The 26691-nt window shown below is 68.8% G+C and carries 25 protein-coding genes and 1 pseudogene; 12 read left to right on the forward strand and 14 right to left on the reverse strand.

Going from position 1 to position 26691, the window contains the following annotated elements:
* Positions 1 to 84: 84 nt before the first annotated feature.
* The 5 genes from POR01S_RS18455 to POR01S_RS18475 form a co-directional block, all read right to left on the reverse strand.
* A complete protein-coding gene (locus POR01S_RS18455) occupies positions 85 to 957 on the reverse strand; it encodes an oxygenase MpaB family protein (RefSeq protein WP_042137547.1) in 873 nt (290 codons plus the stop codon).
* Between the two features lie 3 nt (positions 958 to 960).
* The gene (locus tag POR01S_RS18460; protein ID WP_007161024.1) at positions 961 to 1548 is read right to left on the reverse strand and encodes an NUDIX domain-containing protein; all 588 of its coding nucleotides are present in this window, start codon (positions 1546 to 1548) and stop codon (positions 961 to 963) included.
* Between the two features lie 115 nt (positions 1549 to 1663).
* Positions 1664 to 2305 (reverse strand): TIGR04211 family SH3 domain-containing protein, encoded by a 642-nt coding sequence (locus POR01S_RS18465; protein ID WP_371099603.1) that lies wholly within the window; start codon positions 2303 to 2305, stop codon positions 1664 to 1666.
* Between the two features lie 241 nt (positions 2306 to 2546).
* Entirely contained in the window at positions 2547 to 2759 is a 213-nt protein-coding gene (locus POR01S_RS18470) for a hypothetical protein (RefSeq protein WP_007161022.1), read from the reverse strand.
* A gap of 22 nt (positions 2760 to 2781) precedes the next feature.
* Positions 2782 to 3618: a CDP-diacylglycerol diphosphatase gene (locus POR01S_RS18475; protein ID WP_255211841.1), complete on the reverse strand. Its 837-nt coding sequence runs from the start codon at positions 3616 to 3618 to the stop codon at positions 2782 to 2784.
* Between POR01S_RS18475 and POR01S_RS18480 the strand changes: the two genes are divergently transcribed.
* Complete coding sequence (locus POR01S_RS18480) at positions 3617 to 3883, forward strand: DksA/TraR family C4-type zinc finger protein (RefSeq protein WP_027599993.1); 267 nt, start codon at positions 3617 to 3619, stop codon at positions 3881 to 3883. The genes POR01S_RS18475 and POR01S_RS18480 overlap by 2 nt on opposite strands.
* Before the next feature lie 80 nt (positions 3884 to 3963).
* On the opposite strand, the gene POR01S_RS18485 is transcribed toward POR01S_RS18480, so the two are convergent.
* Positions 3964 to 4668: a glutathione S-transferase N-terminal domain-containing protein gene (locus tag POR01S_RS18485; RefSeq protein WP_042137549.1), complete on the reverse strand. Its 705-nt coding sequence runs from the start codon at positions 4666 to 4668 to the stop codon at positions 3964 to 3966.
* 141 nt (positions 4669 to 4809) lie between these two features.
* On the opposite strand from POR01S_RS18485, the gene POR01S_RS18490 reads away from it, so the two are divergent.
* Both POR01S_RS18490 and POR01S_RS18495 read left to right on the forward strand, forming a co-directional pair.
* The gene (locus POR01S_RS18490; RefSeq protein WP_042137551.1) at positions 4810 to 5559 is read left to right on the forward strand and encodes an alpha/beta fold hydrolase; all 750 of its coding nucleotides are present in this window, start codon (positions 4810 to 4812) and stop codon (positions 5557 to 5559) included.
* 3 nt (positions 5560 to 5562) lie between these two features.
* Positions 5563 to 6609 carry a metal-dependent hydrolase gene (locus POR01S_RS18495; protein WP_042137554.1) on the forward strand — a complete coding sequence of 349 codons (1047 nt, stop codon included), beginning with the start codon at positions 5563 to 5565 and terminating at the stop codon, positions 6607 to 6609.
* A gap of 86 nt (positions 6610 to 6695) precedes the next feature.
* On the opposite strand, the pseudogene POR01S_RS24145 reads toward POR01S_RS18495, so the two are convergent.
* Positions 6696 to 6803 (reverse strand): annotated as a pseudogene (locus POR01S_RS24145) (hypothetical protein); the annotation flags it as partial.
* A 168-nt stretch (positions 6804 to 6971) separates the two neighbouring features.
* Between POR01S_RS24145 and POR01S_RS18500 the strand changes: the two are divergent.
* On the forward strand, positions 6972 to 8417 hold the full coding sequence (locus tag POR01S_RS18500) for an aminotransferase-like domain-containing protein (RefSeq protein WP_177411495.1): 1446 nt from the start codon (positions 6972 to 6974) through the stop codon (positions 8415 to 8417).
* On the opposite strand, the gene POR01S_RS18505 is transcribed toward POR01S_RS18500, so the two are convergent.
* Positions 8414 to 10132, reverse strand: a complete 1719-nt coding sequence (locus POR01S_RS18505) for a GGDEF domain-containing protein (protein ID WP_042137557.1) — start codon at positions 10130 to 10132, stop codon at positions 8414 to 8416. The two genes, POR01S_RS18500 and POR01S_RS18505, sit on opposite strands and share 4 nt — an antisense overlap.
* A gap of 247 nt (positions 10133 to 10379) precedes the next feature.
* On the opposite strand from POR01S_RS18505, the gene POR01S_RS18510 reads away from it, so the two are divergent.
* Positions 10380 to 10889 (forward strand): nucleoside 2-deoxyribosyltransferase, encoded by a 510-nt coding sequence (locus POR01S_RS18510; protein ID WP_042137559.1) that lies wholly within the window; start codon positions 10380 to 10382, stop codon positions 10887 to 10889.
* A 128-nt stretch (positions 10890 to 11017) separates the two neighbouring features.
* On the opposite strand, the gene POR01S_RS18515 is transcribed toward POR01S_RS18510, so the two are convergent.
* Together POR01S_RS18515 and POR01S_RS18520 are read right to left on the reverse strand one after the other, a co-directional pair.
* On the reverse strand, positions 11018 to 11719 hold the full coding sequence (locus tag POR01S_RS18515; protein WP_027600000.1) for a glutathione S-transferase family protein: 702 nt from the start codon (positions 11717 to 11719) through the stop codon (positions 11018 to 11020).
* A gap of 143 nt (positions 11720 to 11862) precedes the next feature.
* The gene (locus POR01S_RS18520; RefSeq protein ID WP_042137561.1) at positions 11863 to 12777 is read right to left on the reverse strand and encodes a LysR family transcriptional regulator; all 915 of its coding nucleotides are present in this window, start codon (positions 12775 to 12777) and stop codon (positions 11863 to 11865) included.
* 86 nt (positions 12778 to 12863) lie between these two features.
* Between POR01S_RS18520 and POR01S_RS18525 the strand changes: the two genes are divergently transcribed.
* The gene (locus tag POR01S_RS18525) at positions 12864 to 13646 is read left to right on the forward strand and encodes an NAD(P)H-dependent oxidoreductase (RefSeq protein WP_042137563.1); all 783 of its coding nucleotides are present in this window, start codon (positions 12864 to 12866) and stop codon (positions 13644 to 13646) included.
* 272 nt (positions 13647 to 13918) lie between these two features.
* Here the strand turns inward: POR01S_RS18525 and POR01S_RS18530 are convergent, their stop codons facing one another.
* Genes POR01S_RS18530 through POR01S_RS18540 form a run of 3 tightly spaced genes read right to left on the reverse strand, consistent with a single transcriptional unit; the run spans position 13919 to position 17372 of the window.
* Positions 13919 to 14218: a DUF2845 domain-containing protein gene (locus POR01S_RS18530; protein WP_007161013.1), complete on the reverse strand. Its 300-nt coding sequence runs from the start codon at positions 14216 to 14218 to the stop codon at positions 13919 to 13921.
* On the reverse strand, positions 14215 to 14499 hold the full coding sequence (locus tag POR01S_RS18535; protein ID WP_007161012.1) for a DUF2845 domain-containing protein: 285 nt from the start codon (positions 14497 to 14499) through the stop codon (positions 14215 to 14217). Before POR01S_RS18535 ends, POR01S_RS18530 begins: the two co-directional genes overlap by 4 nt.
* Before the next feature lie 17 nt (positions 14500 to 14516).
* Entirely contained in the window at positions 14517 to 17372 is a 2856-nt protein-coding gene (locus tag POR01S_RS18540; protein ID WP_042137566.1) for a DUF748 domain-containing protein, read from the reverse strand.
* Positions 17373 to 17802: 430 nt separating this feature from the next.
* Here POR01S_RS18540 and POR01S_RS18545 point away from each other — a divergent pair, with 430 nt between their 5' ends.
* From POR01S_RS18545 to POR01S_RS18565, 5 genes are all read left to right on the forward strand, one after another.
* Positions 17803 to 18756, forward strand: a complete 954-nt coding sequence (locus tag POR01S_RS18545) for a bestrophin family protein (RefSeq protein ID WP_042137568.1) — start codon at positions 17803 to 17805, stop codon at positions 18754 to 18756.
* Positions 18757 to 19007: 251 nt separating this feature from the next.
* Positions 19008 to 20312, forward strand: coding sequence for an MFS transporter (locus tag POR01S_RS18550; protein WP_042137570.1), 1305 nt, complete (start codon positions 19008 to 19010; stop codon positions 20310 to 20312).
* A 1-nt stretch (position 20313) separates the two neighbouring features.
* Complete coding sequence (locus POR01S_RS18555) at positions 20314 to 21417, forward strand: metallophosphoesterase family protein (RefSeq protein ID WP_042137572.1); 1104 nt, start codon at positions 20314 to 20316, stop codon at positions 21415 to 21417.
* Positions 21418 to 21465: 48 nt separating this feature from the next.
* Entirely contained in the window at positions 21466 to 22734 is a 1269-nt protein-coding gene (locus tag POR01S_RS18560; RefSeq protein WP_042137575.1) for an arsenic transporter, read from the forward strand.
* 89 nt (positions 22735 to 22823) lie between these two features.
* Complete coding sequence (locus POR01S_RS18565; protein ID WP_052382678.1) at positions 22824 to 23357, forward strand: cytochrome b; 534 nt, start codon at positions 22824 to 22826, stop codon at positions 23355 to 23357.
* On the opposite strand, the gene POR01S_RS18570 is transcribed toward POR01S_RS18565, so the two are convergent.
* Positions 23354 to 24286 (reverse strand): LysR family transcriptional regulator, encoded by a 933-nt coding sequence (locus tag POR01S_RS18570; protein WP_042137618.1) that lies wholly within the window; start codon positions 24284 to 24286, stop codon positions 23354 to 23356. The two genes, POR01S_RS18565 and POR01S_RS18570, sit on opposite strands and share 4 nt — an antisense overlap.
* Positions 24287 to 24450: 164 nt before the next feature.
* Between POR01S_RS18570 and POR01S_RS18575 the strand changes: the two genes are divergently transcribed.
* The gene (locus tag POR01S_RS18575; protein WP_081875240.1) at positions 24451 to 26682 is read left to right on the forward strand and encodes an FUSC family protein; all 2232 of its coding nucleotides are present in this window, start codon (positions 24451 to 24453) and stop codon (positions 26680 to 26682) included.
* Positions 26683 to 26691: the final 9 nt, after the last annotated feature.

Here is a 26691-nt window from a genome sequence, read left to right on the forward strand (position 1 = left end):
AGGGGGAGAGGGGGTCGCTCGAGTGCCTTGACGTACCTCGGGCTGTTGGGCTTCGACGATGGAGTCGTCCCGACCCCACCTGCCTCAGCCCTCGATCCCCATCCGCCGTCTGGCGCGATGGGAAGAACCGTTGCGCACGGCCCAGCGCAGCACCGGGGCGGTGGCGCCTATGCCCGTGCGAATCAGCTGCCGTTGCAGCGGACCCTGGTGGAAACCCAGCTCCGCGCTGGCCCAATCGGGCAGCAGGTCGATGCCGGCCTGCATCATCAGGGCGCCGAAGGGCTTGGCCAGGGCGCTGGGCGCGGGCGCCTGCAGCAATACCCGGCAGACCTCGCGGCTGCGTTCGTCGCACACCAGCTGCGGGCGGATCGCCTGGTAGTAGGCGGCTATCTCCGCTCGGGAGCGGGGCACGTCGGTCGCGCCCAAGCGTTCGGCGACCAGGGCGATTTCGGCGTAGTAGCGATCCTGTTCGGCCCCCGGCAGCCGGGGATCGAAATAGCGCAGATAGGCCGCCAGGAAGTGACTGACCTCGGCCACATGGACCCAGGTCAGCAGCGCCGGGTCTTCGGCGCTGTAGGGGCGGCCGTCGGCGGCCTGGCCCCGGATATGCCGGTGGATGGCCTTGACCCGGGCGATCAGTCGCTCGGCATCGCCGCGGCTGCCAAAGGTGGTGGCGGCGATGAACTGACCGGTACGCCGCAGGCGGCCGAGCATGTCTTCGCGAAATTTCGAATGGTCCCAGACCCCGGCCAGGGCCAGCGGGTGCAGGGTCTGCATGAGCAGGGCGGCGATGCCACCGATCAGCATGCAGGTGAAGTCGCTGTGCACCCGCCAGGGCAGGCTGCCAGGCCCGAACAACCCAGGGTCGCCCGGTGGTTGCTCGTAGTCGACCTCGCCCAGGGCCAGTCCGGTAAGGCTCATCACCTGCTGTTCGATACGGCTGCGGATCCGCTCCATGGACTAGCGCGGCAGCAGGTAGAGCGCCGCGTACTGCAGCAGCATGATGGTCTTGCCATCCAGCAGCCTGCCGTCGCGGGCCATGGCCAGGGCCTCGTCGAAGGGCAGTTCCAGCAGCTCGATGTCCTCGCCTTCCTCGTGCAGTCCACCGCCGTCGGCGATGCGTTGGTCGGCGCGGTATTCACCGGCGAAGAAGTGCAACAACTCGGTCACCGAGCCGGGACTCATGAAAGCGTCGAACAGGTGCTGGACGTTGTCCAGGCGATAGCCGGTCTCTTCCTCGACCTCGGCCTTGATGCGCGCTTCGGGGGCGGCCGCGTCGAGCAGGCCAGCGGGGGTCTCCACCAGCAGGCCGTCGTCCAGACCGTTGCCCAGGGTCGGCAGGCGGAACTGGCGGATCAGCAGCACGGTGCGCCGCTCGCGGTCGTACAGCAGGATGGTGGCGCCGTTGCCGCGGTCGTAGGTCTCGCGGGTCTGGCGTTGCCAGCTGCCGTCGCGGCGCAGGTAGTCGAAGGTGGTCTTCTTCAGCAGGCCCCAGTCCTGGGAAAGGGTCTCGACCTGCTGGATGCGAATGCGGGAGGTGTCGGGCATGGGGGCTCGTCTGGACAGGAGGCGTCGGGCCACGGTAGCAGAAGCGCTGCCTTTCTGAGGCATGCCCCGTGACCCCGGGTTCCACCCTGTCGTGAGGACGGCAGACCGCCGACGTCTAGAACCAGCGGTCGTTCTTCTTGCGACCCCGCGTCATGGACGGCAGGATCAGGCCGGCCAGCAGGCCGGCGCCGGCGATGCTGCCGCCGTAGACCATGTACTGCATCAGCGCCTGCTTGTTCTCGTTGCCGAGCTTGGCCTGGGTGCTGCGCAGTTCGGACTGGGCCTGGGTGAGCTGGGCGTCGAGGTCCTTGCGGCGGCTCTCCAGTTCGTCGATCTGCTTCTTGCGCGAATCCAGGGTCTCCTGCATGCCCTGGACGCGATTCTTCCAGCTGTCGTCGATGGTCTTGAGCTGGCCGCTCAATTCGGCCACCTGCTGTTCCAGCTGCGGCAGGCGCTCGGCCTGGCCGGGCTTGGCCTGCAGATCGGCATTGGGAATCCAGACGGTGCTGCCGCCTTCACCGCGCACCTGGCTGTAGTCGCCCTGTGTGCTGATCAGCTCGACCTTCTGCCCGGACTTGAGGGTGCCGACGATGCGATAGCCATCGGTGGGACCACTGCGGACATAGGTGGTCAGGCTGTCGCTGACCCAGCGGGCAGTGCCTTCCTGGGCCACGGCGGTGCCGGCCAGGGAAGCGAGGGAGGCAGCCAGGCAGAGGCCGAGATGCGGTAGGCGGGAGAGCAGGCGAGTTGGGGACATGGGCATGATCGGGTCTGTATGCATGAGCTGAAAAGATGAAGGCCGTGATGAGCAAGCCGGATTATTGTGGGGCAGTACCCTAGCAAGCCGCCGCGATCTATCCGCCAACCCGTAGCGCCCTCTGTTCGAGACGGTGAAGCAGTTCAAGCTTTGGCGGCGGAAAGCGACGGCCAGTGTCATCTTGCCGCCATGGGGTAGGCGGTAAAAGCGGCAAAGCCGTTCAGGATCTTGCAGCGGCGGTTCAGAGCCGATGGAGCAGATCCAGACTCAGGGCCGCGAGCGCGCCCAGGCCGGCGCAGCCAAAGGCCAGCGCCTTGCCCCACCAGCGTTTCCAGGCGATCGCGCCGGCCACCATGCCCACCCCGCAGAGCAACAGGCCGGACTTGAGATAGAAGTCGGACCAGGCGAGCAGCTGATCGATGAAGTCGAAGAGGTCTTGGAATTCCTGCGGCATGGGGCCTCCTGGCGCGCTGGCGCTATTGAGTCGCCGGGGCCGCGGTCGTTCCCTGGCAGTCCGCCGCCAGCAATCGTTCCGCCGAACCCTGGTCGCCCGGCTGGCTGCCCGCGCGGCCGGCCAGCAGCAGGAACTGGCGGCTGGCGTCCCGGCTCGGCAAGGCCACCACCGCCAGTGACAGCCGTAGATCCGGCAGCGGATAGGGCGGCCGGTTGGCCAGGGCGTGGAAGAAATCCGCGGCCAGCAACTGGGTTTCGCTTAGCCGCCGCGCCTGATAAAGACTGCCCGCCAGCGCCTTTGGCAGCGCGCGCCAGTGTTCGTCCAGAGCGGGCGCCAGCGGCAGGAGCTGCGCGCGTACTTCGGGCCGCAGACAGGCCAGGTGCACATGCAGCTGATCCTGGCTACGCCCGCTGGGGGCATTGAGGGCCAGGGCGATCCGCTCGTCCGCCACCGGCGCCCGGCCCCAGGCGCTCAGGTACCAGCGCTGGCGCCAGGCCAGACCGAACCAGTTGGGTTGGCCGGGCTGCCACAGCGCCGGACTTTCCAGCCCGCGCAGAGGCCGCAGCGGGACCAGAATGAAATGCTGTCGCTCACCCGGCGCGCGCAGCATGGCGAAGCCGGGATCCGCCACCACCTGGCGACAGGGCGCCGCCAGACCGGTGAGCCGGGCATTGGGCACGCAGAGCCCGGTCGTGACCTGGCGCAGCAGGTCGCGGCTGGCACAGCCCGTCAGCGCCATGCCCAGCATCAGCAGCGGCAACAGGCGCCACCACGACGAGCGGACGCGGCTCGGCAGCGAACAACTGCGCGCGCGGCGCTTCCAATGGCTATCAGGGCAACGCACTGGGAGATCAGTCATGGCCAATGGTTGGGCCGGAGACGGCGCGGTTCAGGAACAGATCGACAGCACGGTGGACGATGCGGTGCAGCGCGCCCGCAGCCGTCTGCATCGGGGCGCGAGCCTCACCCATTGCGAGGAATGCGGCGACGCCATCCCCGAAGCACGCCGCCAAGTGGTACCGGGCGTGCGCCTGTGCATCCGCTGCCAATCCGAGCAGGACGCCGAAGACCAACGCGCCGGCGGCTACAACCGGCGGGCGAGCAAGGACAGTCAGTTGCGCTAGGGCCGAAGCAGTCTTCCGGTGCGTGAACGCCGGGCCGATTTCCAGCCACTGGCGCAGCCCCAGCTCGACGTCGCCCGGCATCAGGGCGCTGCCGGGATCTGCAGGCCGCGTTGCACCGCCGGGCGGGCGAGGAAGGCGTCGAGGGCGCGACGCACTTCGGGGAAGTCCTGAAAGCCGACCAGGTCGGCCACCTGGTATACCTCCAGCAGGGCGCGGATCCAGGGGAAGGTGGCGATGTCGACGAGGCTGTAGTCCGCGCCCAGGATCCAGGCGCGGCCCTTGAGCTGGCCATCCAGCACGCCGAGCAGGCGCCGGGCTTCGGCTGCATAACGCTCGCGGGGACGGGGGTCCTCGATGTCCTTGCCGGCGAATTTGGTGAAGAAGCCGAGCTGGCCGAACATGGGACCGATGCCGCCCATCTGGAACATCAGCCACTGGATGGCCTGGTAGCGCCGTGCCGGATCCTCCGGCAGCAGGCGCCCGGTCTTTTCCGCGAGATAGAGCAGGATGGCGCCGGATTCGAACAGCCCCAGGGGTTCGCCGCCAGGGCCGTCGGGGTCGAGGAGGGCGGGGATCTTGTTGTTGGGGCTCAGGGAGAGGAATTCCGCGGTGTGCTGGTCGTCCTTACCGAAATCGATGCGATGCACCTCGTAGGGCAGGCCGAGTTCTTCCAGCAGGATGGCGACCTTGACGCCGTTGGGCGTGGGCAGCGAATAGAGTTGCAGGCGCTCGGGATGCCGGGCCGGCCAGCGGTGGGTGATGGGAAAGCGCGACAGATCGGCCATGGTGGACTCCTGGCAAGGGGGCGGTTCTGGTGAGACCGGCCGGCGCGGCCCGGGTTGCCGGGCCTCGAGCGAAGCGGAACTTAGCGCGATGCCCACCTCTCCATCTGAGGAGTGCCTTCAGCCCCGCACCGAGGATTTCCCATGCTTCCCCACAGCCAGCAGGGCAGCGGTTCGCCCACCTTCGTGCTCATGCACTTTCTCGGTGGCTCGCACCGCACCTGGTTTCCCACCGCCCCCTACCTGGATGGCGAACACCGCTGCGTGGCGCTCAATACGCCGGGCTTCGGCGACGCCGCCGAAGTCGAGGGCTACAGCGTGGCCGAGATGGCCGATCAGGTGGATGCCAGCATCCGCGCCCTGGGTCTTACGCGTTGCATCCTGGTCGGCCATTCGATGACCGGCAAGGTGGCCGTGGTGCTGGCGGCGCGGCGACCGGACTATCTGGTCGGGCTGATCCTGGTAGCGCCTTCGCCGCCCGGACCGCAGCCCATGAGCGAGGCGGATCGCGATGCCCAGCGCGCCTATGGCAAGAGCCGGGCGGAAGCCGAGGCCTTCGTCGACGAATCCAGCGCCCACCGCCTGCCCGATGCCATCCGCGAGGTGGTGATCGCCGATGCCCAGCGGCTGAATCTGCAGGCCTGGCGCGCCTGGGTCGATCACGGCAGTCGCGAGGACTGGAGCGAGCGGATCGACACCCTGGACTATCCGGTGCTGCTGGTCTGCGGCGCAGACGACCAGCAGGTGCCGGGGCCGGACGAGCAGCGCCGCACCACCCTGGCGGCCTTTCCCAACAGCCGCCTGGAGGTCATTCCCGGCGCCGGCCACCTGATGCCGCTGCAGACGCCCCAGGCCCTGGCGCGACTGATGCTCGACTTCGCCCGGGAGCTCTGACCGGTGGATTCGCTGACCCAGGCCGTGCTCGGCGCCACCGTCCAGACCGCGCTCCTGGGTCGCTGGCAGGGGCGGCGCGCCATCCTCTATGGCGCCGCCCTGGCCACCCTGCCGGATCTCGATGTGGTCATCGACTACGGCGATGCGGTCAAGGAGATGACCTATCACCGCGGCTTCAGCCATTCGCTGTTCGTGCTGACCGGACTGGCGCTGTTGCTGACGGGGATCTGCGGTCGCTGGCGCGATCCCGGCTACAGCCAGGGACGCCTGTTCCTGACGCTCTGGCTGGTGCTGGTCACCCATCCCTTGCTGGATGCCTTCACCACCTATGGCACCCAGTTGTTCTGGCCGCTGCCGACGACCCCGGTGGCCTGGTCCAGCGTCTTCATCATCGATCCGCTCTATACCTTGCCGCTGCTGGTGGCGGTGCTGGCCGGGCTGCTGGTCGGCCCGCGCGGACGCTCGCCGCGGCTGGCCGTGGCGGCGCTGGCGTTGTCCACCGTCTATCTGGGCTGGACCCTGGTGGCCAAGTACGCCGCCGAGCGCCAGGTGCGCCAGGTACTGGCGGCCCAGGGACAGGCGGATGCCCGCCTGTTCAGCGCGCCGCTGCCGTTCACCAGCCTGCTCTGGCGGGTCATGGTGGATGACGGACCCGAGCGCTACCGGGAGACCTGGGTGGGACTGTTCGACGATCGCCCACCCGCCTTGATCCCGCTGCCTCGGGGTGGCGAACTGGCGCCGATCCTCGCCGATTCGTCGGCCGAGCAGCGGCTGCGCTGGTTCACCGATGACTGGCTGCGCTACGACCGTCTGGGCAACGACCTGGTGGTGACCGATCTGCGCCTGGGCGCCACCGGCTACCACACCTTTCGTTTCGTCCTGGCTCAGCGGGAGGCGAGCGGTTGGCGACTGGTCGCCGAGCCGTCGTTGTGGCCGCGCGAGCGAGGGGGCCGCGAGCAACTGGCGGTGGTCTGGCGCAGACTCTGGCATCCGGAGCTGCCATCGCCAGTGGCGGACTGGGCCGCGCGACTGTCGCGCCTGCCGGACTGACGCCAGGCCTCCAGCAGCAGTCGCCACCAGGGGCGCCGGGCCTCGCACAGGGCGGTATGGCGGTCCAGGCCGACATCGGCCAGTTCCCGATCGGTAAGCTCCGGCAGGATACGGCGGGTGGTCAGCTGGCGCTGGAACAGCAGCCAGCAACCGCTGGCGCGCGTCTGGTCGTGAAGGCTGGGGTCTCTGGGCATGGTGTCTCTCCTGGGCTGTCTCCATGCTCCGCCGCCAGCCGCTTCAGGGGCAGATCCAGGCCGATGGGTTGTCCGCCATACAGCTGCCTTACAGCGCTCAGCTGTATGGTGCACGGCGTGGCCATCTGTATGGCGCGCGATGCCTGTCTGCGCCGCTATAGTCCGGGCATGAATCGCTATCAGCTGTTGGCCGATGCCCTCGGCCGCCGTATCGAGCAGGGCCTCTACCGACCGGGCGAACGCCTGCCGTCGGTGCGCGCCCTGGCCCAGGAGCACGGGGTCAGTCTGGCCACGGTGCAGCAGGCCTATCGGCTGCTGGAAGACCGCGGCCTGGTGGAGCCCCGGCCCAAGTCCGGCTATTTCGTCCGCTTGGAGCGACGCGCCATCGAATTGCCGCGGGTGACCCGGCCGGCGCGCTGGCCGGTGGAGGTGTCCGGCTGGGAACCGGTGCGGGAGCTGATGACCTCCACCCCGGATTCGGTGCGGGTGCAACTCGGCCGCGGCCTGCCGGATACCGAGGCGCCGACCCTGGCCCCCTTGCTCGCCGGCATGGCACGCCTGGCGCGGCGGCCGGGCAATGCTGGGCTGTCCTACGACAGCATCCAGGGCGTGGCGGCGCTGCGCGAACAGGTGGCGCGGCTGCAGCTGGACGCCGGCTGCGTGCTCACCGCCGATGACATCGTCATCACCAGTGGCGCCCACGAGGCGCTGGCCATCGCCCTGCGCGCCACTTGCCAGGAGGGCGACATCGTCGCGGTGGATTCGCCGACCTTTCACGGGGTGATGCAGACCCTCAAGGGCCAGGGGCTCAAGGCGCTGGAGATCCCTACCGATCCGCGTACCGGCATCAGCCTGCCGGCGCTGGAGCTAGCCCTGGAGCAGTGGCCGGTGCGGGCCATCCAGCTCACCCCCAGCTGCAACAACCCCCTGGGCTACTGCATGCCCGAGGCGAACAAGCGCCAGCTGGTGGCGTTGGCGCGCAAGCATGACCTGGCGGTGATCGAGGACGATGTCTACGGCGACCTGCTCTACAGCTATCCCCGGGGCCGGGCGCTCAAGGCCTTCGACGAAGACGACCGGGTGGTGCTCTGCAGTTCCTTTTCCAAGACCCTGGCGCCGGGTCTGAGGGTCGGCTGGGTGGCGCCCGGGCGCTATGCCGAGCGCATCCTGCACCTCAAGTACATAGGCACCGGCTGCACCGCGCCCCAGCCGCAACTGGCCATCGCCGAATTCATCGCCGCCGGTCACTACACCGTGCACGTCCGGCGCATGCGCGCCCAGTACCAGCGCAATCGCGACCTGATGAGCGCCTGGGTGCAGCGCTACTTTCCCGCCGGTACCCGGGTCAGCCAGCCCCAGGGCAGCTTCCTGCTATGGGTCGAGTTGCCCGAGGCCTGCGACAGCCATCGACTCAATCGCGAGTTGCTCGCCCAGAGCGTGCAGATCGCCTGCGGCAGCATCTTTTCCGCCTCGGGCAAGTACCGTAACTGTCTGCGCCTGAACTATGCCCAGGCCCAGCGTCCAGGGATCGAGGAGGGCGTACGGCGCGTGGGCGAAGCCGCCTGCCGACTGCTCGACGAGGCGCTGCCGCGGTCGCTGGCGACGCTGGCTTAGCCGAGTTCGGCGATCTCGCTGCAATTGCGCCCGCGATGCTTGGCCCGGTAGAGGGCGGCATCGGCTTGCGCCAGCAAGCGGACCGGGACGCCTTCCGCCAGGCGCGGCGTCACCGCCACGCCGAAGCTGGCGGTGACCGGCAGCGCCTCGGTCGGGCCGACGGCGAAGGGCGTGTCGGCGATGCCCTGGCGCAGGCGCTCGGCCAGTGCCAGGGCGTCGGCCGGTTGGGCCACGTCGGCGAGCACGGCGAATTCCTCGCCACCGATCCGGGCGATGCGATCGCCAGGGCGCAAGAGTTCGCGGCAGCGCTGCGCCAGTTGTTGCAGCAGCAGATCGCCGGCGGCATGGCCGTAGGTGTCGTTGATGCGCTTGAAGTGATCGACATCGAAGGCGATCGCCGCCAACTGCCCGGGCGTGCTGGTCACCCCCTGCGCCAGTTCGCGTTCGAAGGCGCGGCGATTGGCCAGGCCGGTGAGGTAGTCGGTCTCCGCGCGGATGCCCAGTTCGGCGATCAGGGCGTCGCGCTCCTCGCGCAGCCGGTCGGCCTGCAGCAGTTCGTCCTCCAGCTGGGCGAAGGCGGCGAACAGGGTGCGCGGATCGTCTTCGGCCACCGTCCCCAGCGGTCGGGCGCGCCGGCTGAGGCTGAGCAGCCGCTGGGTATTGGCCAGCAGCGGCGTCAGCAGGCGCTGCTTGAGCAGCAGCAGGCCGGTGCCCAGCGCCAGCAGGATGCCCACCGCTGCGGCGATGGTCAGCAGCAGCCGCAGCTGGGCCTCGCGGGCCAGGGCGTCGGCTTCCTCGCGGGCCAGGCTCAGGGCTTCGTCGCGCAACTCCAGGATGCTGACCATGGTCGGGACATAGCCCCGGGCGAAGCTGGCCGCACTGGGCGCCGTGCCGGTCGCCAGGGCGGCGAGGGTCTGGTGGTACCAGTCCAGGCCTTCGCCCAGGTAGCGCTCCTGCACCTGCACGAAACGATCGCGTTCGGGGCGACCGGGGGCCAGATTGAGATTGCTACGCAGGAGGTCCATCAGCTGGTTGATGCGGCCCTGGGTCTGCAGCAACTGGACCTGTTCCGCGCCGCTGGGCAGGCGCTGCGCCTGCAGCGCGGGGGTCAGCAGCGAGCCCAGGCGTCCGGCGGTGTCGCGCAGGCGCGCGGCCAGCTTTGCATTGACCAGGTAGATGGCCACGGCCGGGCTGCGCTGGATGAGGTCGTGCAGGGTGAGGTCGGCGGTGATGAAGTTGCTGTCGAGGGCGCGGAACATGCCCTGGACCAGGGTGGCGATGTCCTGGGGCACGGGATCGTCGGGCGTGGCCCAGAGGCGCTGGTCGACCCGGGCACGCGCCTGCAGCAGCGCCTGATAGCCGTTTGCCGCCTGCTCGGCGGTCACGCTGCATTGCTGGCAGTCCTGCAGCAGGTCTTGCAGACGAGCGAAGCGCTGATCGCTCAGGGCTCGGGCGCGCGCCAGCTCACGGCTATCGCCACCACGACCGCCGAGCAGGGCATTGGTCGGGCCACGCTCGGCGGAGACGGCTTCCACCAACCGCAGCGCCTCTGCGTAGACCGGCAACTGATCCCGGGTCAGGCGCATGCCTGTCGAATTCTCATGGGCCTGCCGCACGAGCAGGGCCATGCCGCAGGCAGTGGCGAGCGAGGTCACCACCAGCAAGGCATTGATCAGTCGATTGAGGTGAACGGTCAGCAGAAAACGGCCAGACATCAGGCGACACCGAAGCGAGCATGCCCAGGAGGCGAGCCGATTCCGGACAGCGGGGGGAGTCAGGCTCTCAAGGTGCGCCGATCTTAAAAGGTCTAGCTTTCAAAACGTATACAGGCGGGGGCGGGCGGATTGGTTATTGCGTAAACGGTCGTGCCGGGAGCACGAGTGGCATGGCGATCACGAAACCTTGTCAGGCAGACGAGGTAGTACCCACCCTCTACACTGGCGCTTTTCGCGAGGTCCTGCCATGCCACCCCGTATCTATCTTGCCGGCCCCGAGGTCTTTCGTCCCGACGCCGTCGCCCAGGGCGAGGCACTCAAGGCACTGTGCGCCCGTCACGGCTGCACGGGCCTGTTTCCACTGGACAATGCCATTCCCCCGGAGCTGACCGAGCCGGGGGCGCAGGCCGCCTGGATCTATCGGGCGAATCTGGCGCTGATCAGGCAGGCCGATGGCGTCCTGGCCAGCCTGGACTTCTTTCGCGGCGCCGAGCCTGACAGCGGCACCTGTTTCGAGGTGGGCTACGCCGTCGCCCTGGGCAAGCCGGTGGTCGGCCATGTGCCGGAAGCGGGCAGCCTGGCCGAGCGGATTCGCGCCCGCCATCCCGAGTGGGTGGGCAAGGGGCTGCTGGACCGTGATGGCTGGACGCTGGAGGAATTCGGCCTGCCGCTCAATCTGATGCTGGCGGTGCCGGCCAGCATCGTCGTCGGGGGCCCGGAGGAGGCCCTGGCGGTATTGCGCGAGCGGCTGGGCTAGCGGGGCGGGGGCGTGCAGCCCTCTCCCAGAGGGGAGAGGGCTGGTTGGCGGTCAGGACAGTGGAAAAGGCTGCGCCGTTTTCCACGCTACGGGGCCTCGGGCCGGGGAGAAGCGCGGTTGCAGCGGAGTCAGCCGTGCGCCAGGGCCGCCAGTTCGTCCAGTCCGCTGTGGCCATCGGCATAGGCCGCACGGAAGCTGTCGCGCTGCTGCCAGCGCGCCCAGAAGGCCGCCAGATGCTCGAAGCGCTCGTCCAGCGGCGTCTGGTTGGTGGGGAACTTGGAAAAGGCGATGGCGGTGCACAGGGTAATGTCGGCGAAGGTCGGCGCTGCGCCGCCCAGTAGCCACTCGCGCCCGTCGGCCAAGTGCCGATCCACCAGCGCGGCGTGCATCAGAGCTTCCTTGCGGCAATGCTCGCCCCATTGCGGGTTATGGGTCAGCTCGAGCTTGTGGCCGAGGCCTTCGTGCTGCACATGGAACATGGTCACGATGCGATAGAGCACATGGACGAAGATGCGGTCGTTCCACATGGCGTCCTGGCCCTGCTCCAGCGGCGTTTCGCCCATGACCTTGCGCCCGGGATGGCTGTTGTCCAGATAGCGGGCGATGGCCGCGCTCTCGGCCAGGTAGCCGCCTTCGGCCAGTTCCAGGGTCGGGGTCTCGCCCCAGGGATTGCGCTTGAGGTGCTGCCACTGGCGTTGCTCGCCTTCGGGCGCCATCTTCAGGATGACCTCCTCGAACTGATCGGCGATGCCCTTTTCATGGATGAACAGCCGCAGCCGTTGCGGGTTGGGGAAGGCGGACGGCGAGGTGAAGAGGCGTAGCTTGGCCATGGCGGGCTCCGGAAGGGACAGTGACGCAACATGCGACTGCGGGCGGTCGTGCCGCGTTCGTCTGAGGTGACCAAGAATGCCGGGCCAGGGCGGGGGAGCAACAGCCAACTCGCTGTATGCCCTCCATGCAAAGAGTCGATTGGTCAGGCCGGCGTTTGGCTCACGAGGCTGGCGACGATCCGTTCGCGCAGCCAGGCATGGGCGGGATCGCGGTGCAGGCGTTCGGGCCAGAGCAGCAGCATGTCGAAGCCCGGGATGGCCAGGGGTGACGGCTGGACCTGCAGGCCGGGATGATTCAGGGCGATCTGGGCGGGCAGCAGGGCCACCAGATCGCTGACCAGCAGGACACTGGCCAGGGTGGCGAAGTGGGGCACCGACAGCACCACCCGCCGCGCGCGGCCCTGTTCCGCCAGCAACCGATCGGTGACGCTGGCGAAGCCGCCGCCGCTCGGCGAGACCAGCGCCTGATCCAGTTGGCAGAAGGTGTCCAGGGACACAGGTTGCTGCAGGGCCGGATGGCCGCGCCGGCCCGCCAGCAGATAGTGTTCGGTGAACAGCAGGCGCTGGCGCAGACCCGCTGCGGCGGTATCGGCCACATCCAGTGCCAGGTCCAGGTGATCCCCCTCCAGCTGTTCGGCGAGCAACGCTGGCTTCTTGTCCAGCAGCGCCAGGCGGATACCGGGCGCTTGCTGACGCAGGTCAGCCAGCAGCGGGGTGAGCAGGGAGGTTGCACTATGGTCGCTGGCGGCGATGCGCCAGGTTCGCTCGGCGCGGGCCGGTTCGAAGGGGGCGGCCGGTGCCAGGGCGTCTTCCAGCGCAGCCAGTGCCTGGCGCAACGGCTCGCGCAGGGCCTCGGCACGCGCCGTGGGGCGCATGCCGCGGGGACCCGGCAAGAGCAGGGGATCTTCGAGCACCTGGCGCAGTCGGCCGAGTTGCAGGCTGACGGTAGGCTGCGCCAGGTTGAGCCGGCGTGCGGCGCGGGTCACGTTGAGTTCGGCGAGCAATGCGTCGAGGGTGACCAGCAGATTGAGGTCGAGGCGCCTTAAGCTATTGTGCATGGCAATGGCTGCTGTTTCGGCAATTCATTTTCAGCATAGCGCGACCGCTTCTAGTCTAGGCACCTCTTTCTCACGAGGTGATCACCATGAAGGTCCTGCTGGTCTACGCCCATCCCGAACCCCGGTCGCTCAACGGCGCGCTGCGCGACTTCGCCGTGGCCCATCTGCAGGCGGCCGGCCATGAGGTCCAGGTCTCCGATCTCTATGCCATGGATTGGAAGGCCACCCTGGATGTAGCGGACGCCCCGCACCTGGCATCCGGCGAGCGTTTCGATGCGGTCCTCGATTCCCAGCGCGCCTATGCCAGTGGTGGACAACCGGCGGATATCGCCGCCGAGCAGGCCAAGCTGCTATGGGCCGATGTGCTGATCCTGCAATTTCCGCTGTGGTGGTTTTCCCTGCCGGCCATCCTCAAGGGCTGGGTGGAGCGGGTCTATGCCTGTGGCTTCGCCTATGGGGTGGGCGAGCACAGCGATAGCCACTGGGGCGATCGCTACGGCGAAGGCACCCTGGCCGGCAAGCGCGCCATGCTGGTGGTGACCTGTGGCGGCTGGGAATCACACTACAGCGCGCGTGGGATCAACGGGGGCCTGGATGACATCCTCTTTCCCATCCAGCACGGCATCCTCTTCTATCCCGGTTTCAGCGTGCTGCCGCCGTTTCCGGTCTATCGCACGAGCAAGGTCGACGCGGTCGCCTTCGAGCGGCTGTGCCAGGCCTATGGGGCACGGCTGGATGGGCTGGCCACGGACACGCCCCTGGCGTTCCGGCGACAGAATGGCGGGGACTACGAGATTCCGGCGCTGACCCTGAAGCCCGAGCTGGCGCCGGGGCGGACGGGGTTGGGGGTTCATCTGCGGGAGGAGTGAGGGTTGGCGCGGCCTGGTTTCCGTGGCTCGGGGCTCAACGGCGGGGCTGGGCCTGGGGTGGTGTTGGGCTTCGCTACGCTCAACCCAACCTACGATGCTTCCCCTACCCCAGCCCTCTCCCAAGGGGAGAGGGGGCGGTTACATGCAGTGCATGGACTGCAGCGAAGTTGGCCTGGTCGAGACAGTGGAAAACGCTACGCGGTTTTCCACGCTACGAGCTGTAGGGTGGACGACGGCGCAGCCTCGTCCACGCGAATCTCACAAGGCAAGCCTCAGTTGGCTCTCTTGCTGTCCACCTGATCCAGACGGCCGCCGCGGAAGGTGAGGAAGTACAGCATGCCGTTCCAGGGGCCGTAGGCCCATTCCTCGACGAATTCCACCTGGCGATAGCCGTAGCCATCGGTGACCTGGCGTTCGCCCAGCGGCGTGACGCTCAGCGGATCGCCGCACTTGCCGCGGACCTCGTGGGTGGTGGAGCCGGTGGAGACCAGGGCGCTGCCGCAGCGCAGCGACGCGGCCTGACTGGTGCCGGTGGCGAGCAGGAGCAGCAACAGCAGGGGGCGCAGGTTCATTGGCGCTGGAACTCGATGCGAGAGAGGCGGTTGGCTTCGAAGGTGAGGATGTAGTTGGCGCCGTTCTTCGGGCCGTACACCCATTCTTCGATCACCGCCTCGCGGCGTTCGTTGCGGCCCAGTTCGTAGCCCACCAGGTCGCGATGGGCGGGTTCGCCGCATTTCTGCAGCACTTCGAAGGCGCGATCACCCCGGCTGACCAGGGCGTTGCCGCACCTCATGGAATCGGCGGCGGCGCCGGTGGCGACCAGCAGGGTGAAGGCGGCGAGCAGGCAACGCATGGGGGTCTCCTGACCGGTCAGAGCACCCCGAGCTGCAACTGCGCGGCCGTGGGCGATTCGCCGGATTGGGCTTGAGTGCTGACGTCCAGCAGATAGACCCGCTGGGCGTCCAGTTTCGCCGTGTCCACCAGGTAGGTCTTGATGGCGCCCGCGCGCTGCTGGGCCAGGCTGCGCAGGAGGCCGTCGTTGCCGCTCCAGGCTTCGAGCACCGCCTGGCGCAGGCGCGCCGTGCGGGTGGCATCGTCAAGACTATCCCATTCCTGCGGCGGTTGCGCCTGCAGTCGCAGGCGGTACAGGCCTTCCAGCAGGGGCGCGCGCATGTCGGCGGGCACCTGCAACTGGCTGGGATCGGCCGGGACCTTGTCGCCGCGACGCTGCAGCAGGTTGAAGTACTGGGTCTGGAAGTCCTTTTCCAGCTGGCTGGCGGCCAGGGCGCGCCCGTCGCTGGCGGCGCCGGCATGCCCCTTGACCTCCACCGTCAGCTGCGGCCGCTGGCGCAGGGCCGCGGCCAGCTTGTCCAGCTCGCCGCGGGCCTGGGCCGAGAGGCTGGTGCTGCCGGGGGCGAAGTCGATGGCGCTGAGATCCGCCTCGTGCCCGCCGACCAGTCCCGCCAGCATGCGGAAGGGCGCCTGGACGGCGCGGCTGAGCACATTGCGCAGGGTCTGCCAGACCACCGGCATGACGCTGAAGTTGGGGTCGGCGAGATTGCCCGCCACCGGCAGGCGCAGGTCGATGCGACCGTGGCTGTCCTTGAGCAGGGCCACCGCCAGGCGCACCGGCAGGTCCACGGCGTCCTTGCTGTCCACCCGCTCGCCCAGTTCCAGCTGGTCGAGCACCACGTGGTTCTGCGCCTGCAGCTTGCCGTCGTCGATGCGGTATTGCAGATCCAGGTCGAGGCGCCCCTTGCGCACCGCGTAGCCGGCGAACTTGCCGGTATAGGGCGACAGGGTGGTGAGTTCGACCTGGCGGAAATAGGCGGTCACGTCCAGCTGCTGCAGGGGATCGAGGGGATCGAGGCGGCCCTTGATCTCCACCGGGGCGAAGCGATCGACCTTGCCGGCGAGGTGGATGTCGGCCGGCTTGGAGGCGGCGGTGTCCAGGGTGCCGATGCCGCCTTCCAGGGACTGGATGTTGGTGGCGAAGCCGGGCTTCAAGCTGTTGTCGGCGAAGTCGGCGCTGCCGTCCCTGATGCTTACCCCGCCGATGCGGATCTGCAGCGGTGGCGAGCTGTCCTTCGACTCGGTTTTCGGCTGGGGGACCAGCAGGGCGCTGAAGTTGTTGCTGAGGTCCTCGTTGATCACCAGAGTGCCATAGGGCTTTTCCAGGTCGATCCTGTCGATCACCAGCCGCTTGCCCAGTTCGAAGGCGATGCCCTGCACGTCCAGCCGCTGCCAGCGCATGAAGTCCTGCTGGTGCAGGGTGTCGAGCACATGCACCTGGGTGACCTGCGCCGCGCCGCTGACGGTGAGGCCCAGGGGTTCGCCCGGGGCCAGGGCCACCTTGAGCCGGCTGGCCAGCTGGCCGCTGCGGATCTCCAGGCGCACATAGGGGCTGAGATAGGGCTGGGCCTGGCGCAGGTTGAGTTCGTCGATGCCGATGTCGAAGCTGCCCTGCAACGGTGTCAGCGCCAGCTGGCCATCGGCGGTGATGCGCCCGCGATCACCCAGGGTGGTCTTGAGCGCCAGGTCGAAGGGCTTGCTGCCGGCGCTGTCGAAGCCTTTCACGGCCAGGTCCAGGCCACTGAAGTAGAGACTGGCCGGCTCCTGGGGCACGCGGTCCACCAGGTGCAGCTGGTTGTCGCTGAGCTGGGCGTCGTCGAGGCGCACGCGCCAGCCCGGGCCGCCGCTGCTCGGGGCGTCGCTGGCGGGGAACAGCCTCTGCCAGTCGAGACTGCCATCCTGCTCGCGATTGCCCCAGGCATCCAGGCCGTTGCCGCGCAGGCGGGCGATGCTGACCTCGCGCTTTTGCAGATCCAGGGCGATGCCCTCGGCGGCCAGGTGCTTGAAGCTGGCCTTGGGTTCGGCATTCACCGCCTGCACGGCGACGTCGTCCAGCGCCAGGCGGCCCTGGCTGAGTTGCAGTTGCAGCGTCTTGCTCAGGTCCAGGCGGTAGTGGGCGCTGGCTTCCAGCCGCCCCTTGCCCAGTGCCAGTGGCAACTGGTTACGCACATAGGGCCACCAGGGCGCGAGGCTGACGCCCTTGAGGGTCAGGTCGCCTTCGCTGCGCAGCGGCAGGAGATCCAGGCTGCCCTTCCAGGTGAGCTGGCCGCCCTGGGCGGTGGTGGCGGTCAGTGCCAGCTGGCCGGGGGTGTCGCCGCTGCGGGTGCGGAACTCCTGCAGGGTGGCATCCAGGGGGGTGAAGGTGGCTTCCACCGGCTGGGCGCCCTGGGCGTCGAGGAAATGCAGGCGGCCCCCGACCAGGGCGATGCGCTCGATGTGCACCGGGAAGGGTTGGCCGGGCTCCGTGGCGGCCGGCGTCGGCGTGACGGGGGTAGCGGGCTCGCTGCGCCAGAGCTGGGCCAGATTGACCTGGCCGCCCTTGGCGATGCGCAGATCGACCTGGGGCTGGTCGAGGCGCACCTCGGTCAGGTGCAGGGTGCGCCGCCAGAGGCTGTCCCACTGCAGGTCGGCCGAGAAGCCTTCGGCGGCGATTACAGGATGCTCAGTCGGGCCGATCAGCAGCTTTTCGGCGTGCAGCTGCAGGGTGAAGGGATTGAACCTCAGCGCCTGCAGACTGGCCGGCTGGGTGAGGCGCTCGGCCAGCGTCTGGTTGAGGTAGTGCAGGGCGAGGCGCGGTCCGACCAGGAATCCGAGCAGACTGTAGAGGGCCAAGAGCACGAGCAGCACGAGGCTCGCTTTCACAATTCTGGACATGCAGGCATCTGGGACGGCGAAGGTGCCCGGATTATGGCACGGCGCCCCCGGCGACGAGGGCGGTGGCCGTCCCAAAAGCGCTGCTGGCTATGCGAGCCATCAGGGACACGACTACAGGAGCGGTTGCAGGATCGCTCACATTTTCGCCAACCCGGACGAGTGGAGCGGACGTACGACCGATCAGTGGTCAGGTGGATGGGAAGGCTTCTGGTAGTGGCGTCGGGGCCTTTTTCGAAGGCTCTAACACGGCACTTTGCCATGATCCGCCCGTCGCTCCGGATTAAGTTTGACTTAAGGACCGCCGACTAGTCTCGCGAACAGGTTGCATTCTCAGGGAGGGGAGGCGGTGACGGGCTCGACGGCTCGCGGCGTGACGACAGGACGGCCAGGGCAACCGCGAATCGAGAATCCGCGTCGCCGGGAGTAGCAGATGTCCAGTCCGATCCAGCTCCATTCCATCCAGAAGAAGATCCAGTTCCTGCGCACCACCTTCAGCTATGTCGGCTGGTCGCTGTTCGGTCTGCTGCTGTGGGACGTGGCGGTGACGGTGGACGCCATGCTGTTCGTCGAGGATCGCTTCGATCTGCCGCTGACGCCCCTGACCCTGCTGTGCTCGGCGCTGGTGGTGCTGATCAGCTTTCGCAACAGCAGCGCCTATGCCCGCTGGTGGGAGGCCCGTACCCTGTGGGGCGCCATGGTCAACAGCTCGCGCAGCTTCGGCCGCCAGGTATTGACCCTGATTGACGACCAGGGCAAGGCGCAGAATCGGGTCAAGGCGGTGCTCCTGCGTCGGCACATGGGCTATCTGCATGCCCTGCGCGCCCAGCTCAAGCGCCAGGATCCGGCCCAGGCGGCCGCGCCCTATCTGGCCCGTCATGAACTGGCGCTGGCCGAAGGCAGCCTCAACTTCGCCAACGACATCCTCGCCGGCACCGCCGAGCTGATCGCCAGCGAATACCGCCAGGGCCGGCTGGACAGCATCCGCCTGGCGCGGCTGGAAGAGACCCTGGTGGACATGTCCAACTGGCAGGGCGGCATGGAGCGTATCGCCAACACCCCCTTGCCCTATCCCTACGTCTGCTTTCCGCAACTGTTCAGCTTCCTGTTCTGCATCGCCATGCCGCTGGGCCTGGTCTCCACCCTCGGCTGGTTCACTCCGCTGGTGTCCACCGTGGTCGGCTTCATGCTGCTGGCCCTGGAGCGCATCGGTAGCGATCTGCAGGCACCCTTCGCCGACAGCCAGCACCAGATCACCATGGACAAGCTGTGCGCCACCATCGAGGCCAACCTGCTGTCGATGCTGCGGCCGCGCAGCGAAGAGGGCAGTGCGGTGGCCCTGGCCCAGCCCGAGGCCGACGCCGCGCCGAGCCGACGGGTGGCCTGACCGGCGGCGTCAGCCGGGGAGAGCGGGGCAGGTGGGACGGAAAACGTGCGGAAAGTCCCGCGCCAGAGGCATTTCTTTCGTGAGGGCACGGCACTAGCGCCGCTTCGTTCCGGTCACATTTTGCAATCTCCCCTGGCAGCGGTGGTTGGCTGGGGCCCAGCGGCGCTTGCCATGGGTCGCTGGCGGGCCGGGGCGAGAGGTGCCGTGGGACCTGCGTCCCGCGACCTATATCTCGCTACGGATGCCCGCTCATGTCCGAAACCCGTCTCCCGACCGCCGGGGCCAGCGTCGAACCCTCTCGCCGCGCGCGCCATGCCCTGGATGCCCTGAACTTCACCCTGGCCGACGTCCGCGATGGCCTGGGCCCCTATCTCGCCATCTACCTGATCGCCGTGCGCGGTCCGGGGGAGGGCTGGAACGAGGCCACCGCCGGTTTCATCATGACCCTGGCCGGCATCGCCGGGCTGATCGCCCAGACCCCCGCCGGCGCCCTGATCGACCGCACCCGCCACAAGCGCCTCATGGTCGGCGTCGCCGCCCTGGTGGTGACCCTCTGCAGCGTGCTGCTGCCCTTCGTCTCCAACTTCTACGTGGTGGCGGCCACCCAGTCGCTGGCCCACGCCGCGGCGGCCATCTTCGCCCCGGCGCTGGCGGCCATCACCCTGGGCATCGTCGGACCCAAGGCCTTCACCAAGCACATCGGCCGCAACGAGGGCTTCAACCACGCCGGCAACGCCGTCTCGGCGGCCCTGGCCGGTGGCCTGGCCTATTTCTTCGGTCCCACCGTGGTGTTCTGGCTGATGGCGTTGCTGGCCGCGGCCTCCATCGTCGCCATCGTCCGCGTACCCCAGGACGAGATCGACGATGACCTGGCCCAGGGGCTGGGCGAGGAAAACGGCGCCCGCGATGCCAAGCCGGTGTCGGCCTGGCAGGCGCTGCTGGCCAATCGCAAGCTGCAGCTGCTAGCGCTGCTGGCCGCCATCTTCCACCTGGCCAATGCCGCCATGCTTACCTCGGTCGGCCAGCAGCTGACCCATATCGTCGGCAAGGACAGCGCCACCTCGCTGGTGGCCGTCTGCATCGTCGCCGCCCAGTGCGTGATGGTGCCGGTGGCCATCCTGGTGGGGCGCAAGGCCGACGCCTTCGGGCGCAAGCCGATCTTTCTCTTCGCCTTCGCCGTGCTGGCGATCCGCGGCGTGCTCTACACCTTTTCCGACAGCCCCTACTACCTGGTGGCGGTGCAGCTGCTCGATGGCATCGGCGCCGGGATCTATGGCGCCCTGATGCCGGTGATCGTCGCCGACCTGACCCGTGGCAGCGGACGCTTCAACGTCAGCCAGGGCGCCATCGCCACCGCCCAGGGGCTGGGCGCGGCCATCAGTGCCACCATCGCCGGGATCATCATCGTCCGCTTCGGCTATGCGGCGGCCTTCACCACCCTGGCGGCCATCGCCGCGGTGGGCTTCGTGCTCTATCTGCTGCTGATGCCGGAGACCCGCGACGAGCACGTCGCCGGAGAGGCGGCGCGTTCCACCGGTACTGTGGTGGGAGGCTGAGATGGCACGCCAGGATGATTTTCTCGCCTTCGCCCATATCGGCGACCTGCACCTGACCACCGCCGAGGCCGACAACGCCCGGGACCTGCAGACCCTCCTGCAGCGCCTGCGCGAGCGCACCGAACTGGATTTCGTCTATCTGCCCGGGGACAACGCCGACAACGGCACCGCGGAGCAGTACCGGCTGCTCAGGCGGCTGCTGGACGGCTTTCCGCTGCCGGTAACTGTGATCACCGGCGACCACGACATGGAGGGCGGCGATCTCGGCCCCTTCTATGCCGAGTTGCAGGTGCCGCAACTGCCTTATTCCAGGGAGGTGGGCGGCGTGCGTTGCCTGTTCCTCGACATGTGCGGACCGGGCAGCGGCGGGCCGGATTTCCGTCTTGGTAGCGAGCAGCTGCAGTGGCTGGAGCAGGAGTTGCACGAGGCGACCCGGCGGGAGCAGCGCTGCGTGGTCTTCATGCACAGCTATCCGGCGGACCTGCAGCGGCCCGGCGAAGCCGAGCGGGTGGCGCGGCTGCTGCACGAGGGCCCGGTGCGCCTGGTGGAGATCGGCCATACCCACTACAACGAACTGGCCCACGACGGCGGCGTGCTCTATGCCGCCTGCAGATCCACCGGCCAGATCGAGGAAGGCGGTGTAGGATTCGCGCTGGTCACCCTGGACGGTCCGGCGGTGAGCTGGCGCTTTCGCGAATTGCCCGACGGCTGGCCCTGGGTGCAGATCACCGCGCCCGGCGATCCCCGCCTGAACGGCGCTGGCGTGGCCGAGGGTCACGAGTGCCGGGTCCTGGTGCTGAGCGACGCCGACCTCTCCGCCTGCGAATGGCAGTGCGACGACGGCCCCTGGTGGCCGCTGCAGCCGTTGGGCAAGGGTCGCTACCAGGGCGATCGGCCGGTGCCGGAAGGGACGCGGCGGTTGCAGGTGCGGGTCAGGGACTCTCGCGGCGGCGAAGATATCGACCGGCTCGACCTGGACGGCGGTCACCGGCCGCTGGCGGCGCCGGCCGACTGGGGTTCGGATCGCACCCAACTGGGTGAATGGCAAGCCAAGGGCGTGCTGGGGACCCAATTGGGACCCAATCGCAATGGCCGCAAATGGTGAGGTCGGCAGCGCCGGTCTCGCGACTCGACTAGAAGGAACAGCGCTTTCATGGGGTCCATCGTCACCACTCCCCACGTCCTGACGTGGGTCATCGCCGCCCTGGCCACCCTCGGGGTGGTCTCGCGGCCCTTCGGTCTGCCGGAGGCGCTGTTCGCCGTGGCCGGTGCCGTGCTGCTGGCGCTGTTCGGCCTGTTGCCGCTGGACGGCGTCTGGCACGGAATCGCCAAGGGCACCGACGTCTATCTGTTCCTTATCGGCATGATGCTGCTGGCCGAGATCGCCCGCAAGGAAGGGCTGTTCGACTGGGTCGCCGGCCACGCGGTGCGCGCGGCGAAGGGCTCGGCGCTGCGGCTGTTCGCGCTGGTCTATGGCGTCGGTATCCTGGTCACGGTGTTTCTTTCCAACGACGCCTGCGCCGTGGTGCTGACCCCGGCGGTCTACTACGCCACCCGCGCGGCGAAGGTGAAGAATCCGCTGCCCTATCTGTTTTCCTGCGCCTTCATCGCCAACGCGGCGAGTTTCGTGCTGCCGATCTCCAACCCGGCCAACCTGGTGGTCTTCGCCGAGCACATGCCCGAGCTGAGCCGCTGGCTGGCGCTGTTCACGATGCCGTCGATCCTGGCCATCGCCGCGACCTTCCTCACCCTCTGGGCGACCCAGGCCAAGGTCCTGCGCGCCGAGCAGCTGTCCGAAGGGGGCGCGGTGGATGCGCTGCCCACCACCGGACGCATCGCCGGCTGCGGCCTGATCCTGACCATCCTGGTGCTGCTCGGCGCCTCGGCGCTGGATCTGGAGCTGGGTCTGCCGACCTTCCTGGCCGGCTTCGCCACCTTCCTGGTGGTGGTGGCCTGCAAGCGCGGCGGCGGCCTGGAATTGCTCAAGCACATCTCCTGGGGCGTGCTGCCGCTGGTGGCCGGACTGTTCGTGTTGGTGGAGGCCCTGGAGACCACCGGGGTGCTGCAGGCGCTGGCCAATCAGCTGCAGGCCGCCGCCCAGGCGACCCCGGAGCGCGCCGCCTGGGGCGCCGGGCTGCTGGTGGCCTTTGGCAGCAACCTGGTCAACAACCTGCCGGCCGGGCTGCTGGCCGGGGCGGCGGTGCAGGCCGCCCATGTCTCGGAAAAGATCGCCGGCGCCGTGCTGATCGGCATCGACCTCGGCCCCAACCTGTCCATCACCGGTTCCCTGGCGACCCTGCTATGGCTGGCCGCGCTGCGCCGCGAAGGGCTGTCGGTGAGCTTCTGGCAATTCCTCAAGCTGGGCGCCGTGGTGATGATCCCGGCGTTGCTACTGGCGCTGGCTGCGCTGATCCATCTTTGAGCTGGCTCTGACGGGCGGTCTCCAGGCGCAGCGGCGTTGTCGCCGCGCCTGGGGCACTATCTCGATTCATCCGTCACGGAGAGTCGCCCATGGCCATCGCCCGCTATACCGGCTTCGCCCAGGCGCTGCACTGGCTGACCGTCGCCCTGCTGTGCCTGCTCTTGCCCTTCGTCTGGGTGGCGGAAAACTTTCCGCCCGGTCCGGTGCGCACCCTCTGGTACCTGCTGCACGAATCCACCGGGATCTCGGTGTTCCTGCTGGTGCTGATCCGCCTGACCTGGCGCTGGCGGCATCCGGCGCCGCCGGCCAATCCCCGCGACGGGCGCCTGCTGCGGCTGCTCGCCGGTCTCAATCACGGCCTGCTCTATGCCGTGCTGCTGCTGATGCCGGTGACCGGCTACCTGATGGCCGGCCAGGGGCAGCCGGTGCCGGTGTTCGGGTTGTTTTCCCTGCCGGGTTTCCCCCGCCATGGAGCCCTCGGCATCCTCGCCAATCGCATTCATGTGGCCGGTCAGTTCGCCGTCTATGGCCTGGTGCTGCTGCACGTGGCGGCGGTGGTCTGGCACGTGGCGATCCGTCGGGACGGGACGCTGGAGCGGATGCTCCCCGAGCAGCGCCTCTAGGCGCCGCCTTCCACCCGCTGCCGGTCACGCTCCAGCAGCGCCGGCAGGGTCTCGCGCAGGTGGTCCACCAGGGTGCGGATCTTGGCGTCGAGAAAGCGCCGCGAGGGATAGAGCGCATGGATGTCCAGGGCATAGAGCCGGTGCCCGGGCAGCACCCGTTGCAGACGGCCACTGGTCAGACCCTCGACCGCGGCGTACAGCGGCAGGGCACCGATGCCCAGGCCGCTGGCCACGGCTTCGGCCAGGGCGTCGGCGGTGTTGACCTGGAAGGGCGGTCGATCCACCGCCACCTCGGCCAGGCCCTCGGGCCCTTCCAGCAACCAGCGATCCGGCGCCATGGCGCGATTTACCAGCCGTAGGCAGCGGTGCCCGGTCAGCTCCGCCGGGGTGGTCGGTCGGCCCTGGCGTTCCAGGTAGGCAGGCGCCGCGCAGAGCACGCTGTGGGTGCTGCCCAGGCGCGCCGAATGGAAGGCCGAGTCCGGCAGGCCGTCGGCGAGGATCAGCGACAGGTCGTAGCCTTCCTTGAGGATGTCGGTGAAGGTGTTGGTCAGTTGCAGATCCAGGTCGACCTCGGGATAGCGCTCGCCATAGCTGGCCAGACTCTGGATCAGGTAGTGCTGGCCGAGGCCGGTCATGGTGTGGATGCGCAGCCGCCCGCGCGGTACGGCCAGGGCGTGACGAGCCTCGGCGTCGGCTTCGTCGAGGTCGGCGAGGATGCGCTGGCAGCGCACCAGGTAGCGTTCGCCGGCCTCGGTCAGGCGCAACTGGCGGGTGGTGCGGTGCAGCAGCCGGGTCTGCAGGTGCTGCTCCAGCTGGCTGACCGCCCGCGACACATAGGCGGTGGTGAGTTCCAGCTGGCGCGCGGCGGCGGTGAAGCTGCCGGTCTGGGCCACACAGGCGAAGGCGCGCAGATTGAAGAGATGATCCATGGACGGGGCAGGGCGGTGGAAAGGGCCATTGTGGGCCATTACCCGCCCGTTGGTTAACGCTCTTTGCTGTCGCACCCGGCTTAATCGGGGTGGACCCGGCTTCCTAGAATGGCCGCTGAGGCGCTGCGTCTCGCCCCCTCCCGTCGATCCCGTCGTTGCCCAGCATGCCCCTCGCTTCGCCGTTGCCCCTGCGGCCCTCCCGCTCCGTTCCGCGCCAACGCTGGCCCAGTCTGAATGCCTGGCGCCGCGCCGGCCGCGAATGGGCGCGTACCGATGGCCAGACCTGGGCCTTCATCGCCAAGGCGCTGCTGGCCGCGGCCCTGGCCCTATGGCTGGCCTATCGCCTGGAACTGCCGCAACCGAGCACCGTGCTGGTCACCGTCTTCATCGTCCTGCAGCCGCAGAGCGGCCAGGTGCTGGCCAAGAGTTTCTATCGCATCCTCGGCAGCCTGGCCGGCCTGAGCTTTACCGTGGCCGCCATCGCCCTGTTCGCCCAGGAGCGGGTCCTGCTGCTCGGCGCCCTGGTGCTGTGGATCGGCTATTGCACCCGCGGGGCGGCGCGCTATCGCGACTTTCGCAGCTATGCCTTTCTGCTGGCCGGCTATACCGCCTGCCTGGTCGGGCTGCCGGCGGTGGCCGAGCCCCAGGGCGCCTTCTTGCAGGCGATCTGGCGTCTGCTGGAGATCGCCCTGGGCATCTGCTGCGCCGGGGTGGTGAGCGTGGCGATCCTGCCGCAGACCACCCGCGGCGTGCTGCGCCGCACCCTGGCGCAGCGCCTGCGTGACTTCCTCGCCATGGCCCATGACGGCCTGCTCGGCCGCCTCGAGGCCGAACGCTTCGCCGCGCTCAGCGCTCGCTTCGCCGCCGATTCCGTGGGCTTCGAGAGCCTGCGCAGCGCCAGCGTCTTCGAAGAGCCCTATCTGCGGCGGCGCAGCGGGCGCCTGGCGGCCCTGGGCAATCGGCTCATGCTGCTCAACACCCGCTTTCATGCCCTTTACCAGTTGCTGGCGCGCCTGACCGAGCGGCCGCCGGCGGTGCGTCAGGCCCTGGCGCCCGCCCTGGAACTGATCGCCGTCGCCCTGGCGCCGAGCCTGGGCCGACTACCGGAAGAGCGGGATCTGCGCCGGCTCAACGAGCGCCTGGCCGCGGAGCGCGAAACCTTGATGGCGGCGATCCGCGCCGGTCGTCAGCAACTGGCTCGCACGGCGCCTGCGGCCGAGGTCGACCGGCTCGACTACGATACCGCCGCCGAATTGCTCTATCGCTTCGCCGAGGACCTGCACCTGCTGCTGAATACCCAGCTGGAGCTGGACCTGCCGATCAGCACCGCGCCCAAGACGCGCGAGACCTTCACGCCGCTGGCCAGTCGTGCGGTGGCCTGGATGGCCGGGGTGCGCAGCGCTCTGGTGGTGCTGGGCGTAGGGCTGTTCTGGATCGAGACCGCCTGGCCGAGCGGCGCGGCCTGCACCCTGGCGGCGGCGCTGATCTCGGCGCTGGCCTCCACCTCGGCCGATCCGCGCCGCTATTGCCTGCAACTGGCGGTTGGCACCCTGGTCGGGGCCCTGGCCGGTGGCCTGCTGCACTTCCAGGTGCTGCCCTGGATCGACGGCTTCGCGCTATTGCTGCTGGTGCTGGCGCCGGTATTCACCGCCGGCGCCTGGCTGATCACCCGGCCACGCCTGGCCGGTTATGGCACCGGGCTGATGGTCTGGTTCTGCTCGGCGGCCCTGCCGGGCAATCTGCCGCGCTACGACGCCGACCTCTTCTGCAACACCTACCTGGCCTACCTCGTGGCCTGCGGCGTGGCAGCGCTGGCCGTCAGCGTGCTGCTGCCGCCCAGCCAGCCCTGGGTCTGGCGGCGGCTGGAGGCTGCCCTGCGCGAGCGCCTGGTCCACGCCATAGGCGCGCCCCTGGCCGGCCTGAGTGGCCGCTTCGATTCCGGCCTGCGCGATCTGCTCAACCAGGTGCAGGTGCTCACCGTGGGTCAGCCGGTGGTGCAGCGGCAGCTGCTGCGCTGGACCTTTCTCAGCCTGGAACTGGGCCACGCCATCATCGAGTTGCGCCTGGAACAGGCCGCGCTGCCGCCCTTGCCCTGGTATCGCGAACAGCGCGCCTGGCGCCTGGCGATCCGCGCCCTGGGCCGGGCGCTGGTGCGGCTGGCTCGCCAGCCCGATGCCGCCAACCTGGCCCGCGCCCTGGGCGCCGTGGACCAGGCCATCCTGCTGGCGCACCAGGCCCAGCGCCACCTGGAGCCCACGCCGGGCGACTTCGATCGGTCGCCGCTGCGGCGCATCGCCAGCTACCTGCACGTCATCCGCACCTCGCTGCTGGCGCCGGATTCGCCCCTGGCCGGGTACCTGCCGCAGGCCCGGCCACCGGCGCGCGACGAAGGCTAGCCAGCAGCC

Origin of the sequence: Pseudomonas oryzihabitans NBRC 102199, from assembly GCF_000730625.1 — a bacterium.
Lineage (GTDB): Bacteria > Pseudomonadota > Gammaproteobacteria > Pseudomonadales > Pseudomonadaceae > Chryseomonas > Chryseomonas oryzihabitans.